This is a genomic window from Microcystis sp. M049S2 (genome assembly GCF_020245625.1).
GTDB lineage: Bacteria > Cyanobacteriota > Cyanobacteriia > Cyanobacteriales > Microcystaceae > Microcystis > Microcystis ichthyoblabe_A.
Map to the genome: position 1 here is coordinate 1 of NZ_JADBUN010000239.1, position 5,777 is coordinate 5,777.

Here is a 5,777-nt window from a genome sequence, read left to right on the forward strand (position 1 = left end):
AGACCTCTTGCATAAATCCGAAAACAAACGATAGAAACAATAATGGGAGGGACTTTCAGTTAATTATTTATTAGTAGTTGATAATCTTCAAAAATGTTGCTGTACAAGGATCGACTTAAGACTTTTGCAAGAGGTCTAGTAAAGAGATTGGGGGGAGATTCGGCTAATCTAAGAATAAGCGGTTAAAATGCGTCTTAGCTTATCAAGGACAACTAGAACTGTCTATGAACACATTCACTCCCCATCAAATTGTTAGTTTATTCTGCAAAAATCGAACTTTATACGGAGAAGTAATTCAGGTGATCGAAAGTCGTTCGGCTCTTTGGGTGCGTCCTCTTTGGTTAATTATAGCCGATAATTTTGAGACCATTGATGTGCGGGAATGTTCCGATTTAATTCTACCTATCAACTTATTTAACCCCGCCTTAGACACGGAAGTTTTACCACTATTTTCTCAAGCAATTAAAGATAATTATATCGCCAATATTTCCTATCCTCTCCAGGACTTTGTGCAGAAAGTTTGTCAAAGTTATCCCGAATATTTTCAGAAAAATCTATGATTGATGAAGGTTACGTTAAATACAATTGTACTTGGATTCCTGACCGTCCCTTAATAAGCTCAGAGATTGCAGAATTAAATTATTGGCGCAATCGCCTCTATCGATTAGGATTAATCGGTCAATACGATAACGGAATCGGTTTTGGGAATGTGAGTCAACGAGGAAAAATAGACAAAGAAATCATTATTTCTGGCACTAACACCGGGGGGATTCCAGTATTAAATGAATCCCATTACACCACAGTTATAGACTACAATTGGCAAGAAAATCGGGTCACTTGTCGGGGAACAATTGCCGCTTCTTCGGAAACTCTCACCCATGGAGCAATTTATGAAGCGAATCCCCAGATCAATGGGGTGATTCATATTCATCATCGCCCCCTGTGGCAAAATTTAATGTATCGAGTGCCGACCACTCAAGAAAATATCGCCTATGGAACCCCAGAAATGGCCGCAGAAATTATCCGTTTATGTCAAGAAGAGCGTCTAGAAGAGCAACAAATTTTAGTGATGAGTGGTCATGAAGAAGGAATTATCGCCTTTGGGCAGGATTTAGCAAAAGCGGGCAATTTATTATTATCCTATTACCAGCAATCTCAATCATCTTGAAAGTGACCTCCTTTCCAACTCACCGCCGGGGAGACAAAAGTGGTTTTGATTTAGTCGTTTTCATGTTAACTTATTCTGTAGATTTTCGTTTTTAAGGAATGCCATCGTGATCAACATCTTCCATCATCTATCTGTTTCGATCGACTTTTCGCCTCTTACCAATGTCTTGATGACTATTTCCGAGCAAGACGTGGATATCATCGGCAATGTCCAGAAAGCCTTCTCAAATTTCGTCAAAACTGGGCAAGCATTGGCCCTATTAATCGGTTTCATTGCCGGTTATATGTTTCGAGGTTTTACTTCTTATTAGCTTTTCGCCTATGGGCATTCAGCCAGAGCGAGCAATTCTTGCTATTCTTATGTTTGTAGGGTTGGAGATTTTTCTAACCTGAAGCGGTAATGCTATCAGCGCCGGATTATTCCCCAAAATTGTCCAGCATATTTTGGTTAACTTTATCCACAATCATCTAACGAAAACAGTGACAGCAAAGAAAACTTGGAGCGATCGCTTTGAAGGTAGTCTCCATCCTACGATCGTAGAATTTAACGCCAGTATTGGCTTTGATATCGAATTAATCGAGTATGATCTCACCGGATCGATCGCTCACGCCAAAATGCTCGCCTATACGGGTATTATCAGCCCCGAAGAAGCAGATAGTCTCGTCTCTGGATTGGAACAAATTCGTCAAGAATACCGCACCGGCAACTTTAACCCCGGCATCGATCAAGAGGACGTGCATTTTGCCGTAGAACGTCGTTTAACCGAGATTGTGGGAGATGTGGGCAAAAAACTGCACACGGCCCGTTCACGAAACGATCAGGTAGGAACGGATATACGTCTGTATCTTAGACAACAAATCGATGATATTAGGCAAGAAATTCGCAATTTTCAGCAAGCTTTAGTCAATCACGCTGAAAACCATCTGGAAACCCTGATCCCCGGTTATACCCACCTACAGCGCGCTCAACCGATTAGTTTAGCCCATCATCTCCTCGCTTATTTTCAAATGGCCGAACGGGATCACCAAAGATTAGGGCAAATTCGCGCCAGGACTAATATTTCGCCCCTAGGATGTGGCGCTTTAGCGGGGACGACTTTTCCGATTGATCGTCATTACAGCGCCAATTTACTCGATTTTGAGCAGGTGTATAACAATAGTCTCGATGGAGTCAGCGATCGAGATTTTGCCATTGAATTTATGACAGCCGCTAGTCTGATTATGGTCCACCTGAGCCGTTTGAGCGAAGAAATGATTCTCTGGTCTTCCCAAGAATTTAGTTTTATCACTCTCACCGATAGTTGTGCCACGGGATCTAGCATTATGCCCCAGAAAAAAAATCCCGACGTTCCCGAATTGGTGCGCGGCAAAACAGGGCGGGTTTTTGGGCATTTACAAGCGTTATTGACCTTAATGAAGGGTTTACCCCTAGCCTATAACAAAGACTTGCAGGAGGACAAGGAGGCGTTATTTGATGGCGTTAAAACCGTGCGGATTTGTTTGCAAGCGATGACGGTACTTTTAGCCACCGGAATTCAATTTAAAACTGACCGATTAGCTAACGCGGTGGCGGAAGATTTTTCTAATGCGACGGATGTGGCGGATTATTTAGCCAGTAAGGGGATTCCCTTCCGAGAAGCTTATAATTTAGTCGGGAAAGTGGTTAAAAGCAGTTTGGCAGCGGGTAAGTTATTAAAAGATTTAACCCTGACGGAATGGCAAGAATTACATCCGGCTTTTGAGGCCGATATCTACGACGCGATCGCTCCTCGTCAGGTGGTGGCGGCCCGTAATAGCTATGGTGGCACAGGTTTTGAACAAGTGCGATCGGCTTTAATTCAAGCTAAAGCCATTCTCGATCATGATTGATATTGTTAGGGGTTTTGGGGTTTTGGGGTATTAGTTAAAATTTCCCTATCTCCCTATCTCCCTATCTCCCTATCTTCCTATCTCCTAATTCCTATGGGTCGTGTTTGGCATTTTATTAAAAGTGTGATGGGAATTATCTTTCGTCATCCTGTAACTGGGGTGACAATAATTCCGCTGCTTGCTGACGGCACAATTGTTTTAATCCGACGCAGAGACACCGGCAAATGGGCCCTACCGGGGGGAATGATCGATTGGGGGGAAGATATTTTTAATACTGCTCAAAGGGAATTAAAAGAGGAAACAGGATTAAATTTAGTCAGTTTAGGGCGTTTAGTCGGGGTTTATTCCTCTTTTGAGCGTGATCCGCGCATTCACTCCATTTCAGTGTTAATTGAAGTGACGGCCGCGGGGAATTTTCAGATCAAAGATACATTAGAAGTTAGCGAGGTGAGAGCTTTTAGCGTCGAAACTTTACCTCTAGGCAATCTCAGTCACGACAATGATCGCCAACTAGAAGATTATCTCAGGGGTGCCACTGTAGTGGCTTGATTTTTTCCTAGTATCGGCTCTCCCAGGTTTGGTGGGTAAAATGTATTCTAGGATACAGTCCTGCTGGCGAGTGAGTGGAACGAACCACAAAGACACAAAGGACACAAAGATTGATCGATCATATTGTAAGTTCATAGTAGGGTGGGTTAGACGGCAACAATCTAGGCGTTAAAGTCAATCTAACAATCCGTCGTAACCCACCGTTTTAGTCAACCGAAAGGATATTTGATTTATGTTTGAAAATAAGATTGATCAGGTTTTACGCGCGTTATAAGGAGATGTTGGGATGAAGTATATGTCTCTAGATGATATCTGTGAGATGGTTACAGATGGAACTCATGCCTCATTTAAGGACTCTGGTAAAGGGTTTCCATTTTTAACCGTCAAAGACATGACAGAAAACGGGTTGGACTTTAGCGGATGTATTCATATTAGCCAGGAGGAGTATGATCGCGCTGATGCTGGAAACTCAGCACCAAAGCTGGGTGATGTCCTTTTCTCTAAAGATGGAACAGTTGGAAAAGTTTGCGTAGTTAGAGAGAAGCGAGAATTTGCCGTACTCTCATCAATTGCAATCCTAAGACCAAAAAAAGAGATTGCGGATAGTAGTTATTTAGGCTATATATTAGGTTTCCAGAAAACTATTGATGAAGCATCAAAGAGAAAAACTGGTTCAGCTGTTCGCAGAATTATTCTCAAAGACTTAAAACAAGTAGAAATCCCCCTCCCACCCCTCGAAGAACAGCGAAGAATTGCGGCAATTTTAGATAAAGCGGATGGGGTGCGACGCAAGCGCAAAGAGGCAATTCGTTTGACTAAGGAGTTATTGCGATCAACTTTCCTAGAGATGTTCGGTGATCCTGTTACTAATCCGAAAGGGTGGGAGATTGTAAAGTTAGAAAAAGTATCAGAAAGTATTAGCTATGGAATTACTGCGTCTGCGGATTTTGTACCTACTGCCACTAAAATGCTTAGAATTACTGATATTCAAAATGGTGAAATTAATTGGGAAAGTGTACCGTTCTGCTCAGGTGATAAAAAAGATATCCAAAAATATTCTATAGTTTCTGGTGATATCGTTTTTGCTAGAACTGGAGCAACAACAGGTAAGAGTTTTTTAATTCGTCACTGCCCTGAAAATACTTTATTTGCATCATATTTAATAAGAGTCAGACCATCTAGCTTGATAAGTCCTGAATATTTAGCATATTTTTTTAAAACTGAGTTCTATTGGAAGCAAATCCAACAAAATTCCAGTGGTTCAGCTCAACCTGGTGTTAATTCCAGTAAGCTCAAGGAATTATTAATTATACTTCCCCCTATTGAGCTTCAAAAAGGTTTCGCAAGATTAGATATATTTATTCAAAATAATTTAATGAAGATGAATAACTTTCTGCATCAGCAAGACAATCTCTTTAATTCCCTTTTACAAAGGGCATTTAGGGGGGAACTGTAGCCATGGCAGCCGGCGGATTGCTGCCATAATCTTGTGGGAAATGCCATTAAAAAAGACCGTTGGACAATTAACCAAGATTCAGCTACCGCCGCGGCGACTTCGACCTCTGCGGTTTTCGGGTGGTGTGCGGTGCTGGGAGGACTTTGTAACCCTTTTTCTCTTTTTTTCCCTTTTTACCCTTATTCCCTATTTTTTCTCTTTTCCTTTCTTTCCTGCTCTTAGACGGGTCGATTTTTTTGAGAAAATGGCGTTAATGTTAAATTCTATACTAAATCTGGTTATTAAAGACTGATTATTTATTCCCCTTTTGTCGTTTGCATGAGTAGAAAACGGGTTTCTCCGAGAAACCCGTTTTCTGTGCGTTACTCAAGAGTTATCGGTTATCAGTTGGGAAGGTGGTGTTATATTATGGGTAGTAAAGTTGCTCAAAAAGCCAGCTACAACCATGAGCGCTCTTGTCAAACCCTCTAGCCTGATTCCCAAAGGATTGCGGGTGCAACAGATTAATAATCTCACCCTATTCAAATTTACAGATGAACTGGGCGATCGGATGCAGACGCTTCTTGACAAGAAAAAAGCTGATGATCTCACCCCAGAGGAAGTCCTTGAGCTAGAAGCGATTGGCGAACTCGACCAAATTTTCAGCTACATCAACGCTGTCATTGCCGCCAGAGTAAATGGTCATTCCTAAATCGCTCTACCATATTGTTCGACAACGCGCTAGGTTCCGGTGTGA

General features: G+C 41.8%; 7 protein-coding genes. All 7 read left to right on the forward strand.

Features of this window, described 5'->3' with window-relative positions:
- The first annotated feature begins 224 nt into the window (after positions 1-224).
- The 7 genes from IM496_RS19095 to IM496_RS19125 all read left to right on the forward strand — a co-directional run bounded on the left by IM496_RS19095 (position 225) and on the right by IM496_RS19125 (position 5,732).
- On the forward strand, positions 225-560 hold the full coding sequence (locus IM496_RS19095) for a hypothetical protein (RefSeq protein ID WP_002773358.1): 336 nt from the start codon (positions 225-227) through the stop codon (positions 558-560).
- Complete coding sequence (locus IM496_RS19100) at positions 557-1,168, forward strand: class II aldolase/adducin family protein (RefSeq protein ID WP_194015621.1); 612 nt, start codon at positions 557-559, stop codon at positions 1,166-1,168. Before IM496_RS19095 ends, IM496_RS19100 begins: the two co-directional genes overlap by 4 nt.
- 106 nt (positions 1,169-1,274) lie before the next feature.
- Positions 1,275-1,478 (forward strand): hypothetical protein, encoded by a 204-nt coding sequence (locus IM496_RS19105; RefSeq protein WP_052006258.1) that lies wholly within the window; start codon positions 1,275-1,277, stop codon positions 1,476-1,478.
- A 169-nt stretch (positions 1,479-1,647) separates the two neighbouring features.
- On the forward strand, positions 1,648-3,036 hold the full coding sequence (argH, locus tag IM496_RS19110) for an argininosuccinate lyase (RefSeq protein ID WP_002735516.1): 1,389 nt from the start codon (positions 1,648-1,650) through the stop codon (positions 3,034-3,036).
- A gap of 93 nt (positions 3,037-3,129) precedes the next feature.
- Complete coding sequence (locus IM496_RS19115) at positions 3,130-3,585, forward strand: NUDIX hydrolase (protein ID WP_002736967.1); 456 nt, start codon at positions 3,130-3,132, stop codon at positions 3,583-3,585.
- A 295-nt stretch (positions 3,586-3,880) separates the two neighbouring features.
- Positions 3,881-5,041 carry a restriction endonuclease subunit S gene (locus tag IM496_RS19120; protein ID WP_271926957.1) on the forward strand — a complete coding sequence of 387 codons (1,161 nt, stop codon included), beginning with the start codon at positions 3,881-3,883 and terminating at the stop codon, positions 5,039-5,041.
- A 445-nt stretch (positions 5,042-5,486) separates the two neighbouring features.
- Positions 5,487-5,732: a hypothetical protein gene (locus tag IM496_RS19125; RefSeq protein ID WP_002772702.1), complete on the forward strand. Its 246-nt coding sequence runs from the start codon at positions 5,487-5,489 to the stop codon at positions 5,730-5,732.
- Positions 5,733-5,777 lie beyond the last annotated feature (45 nt).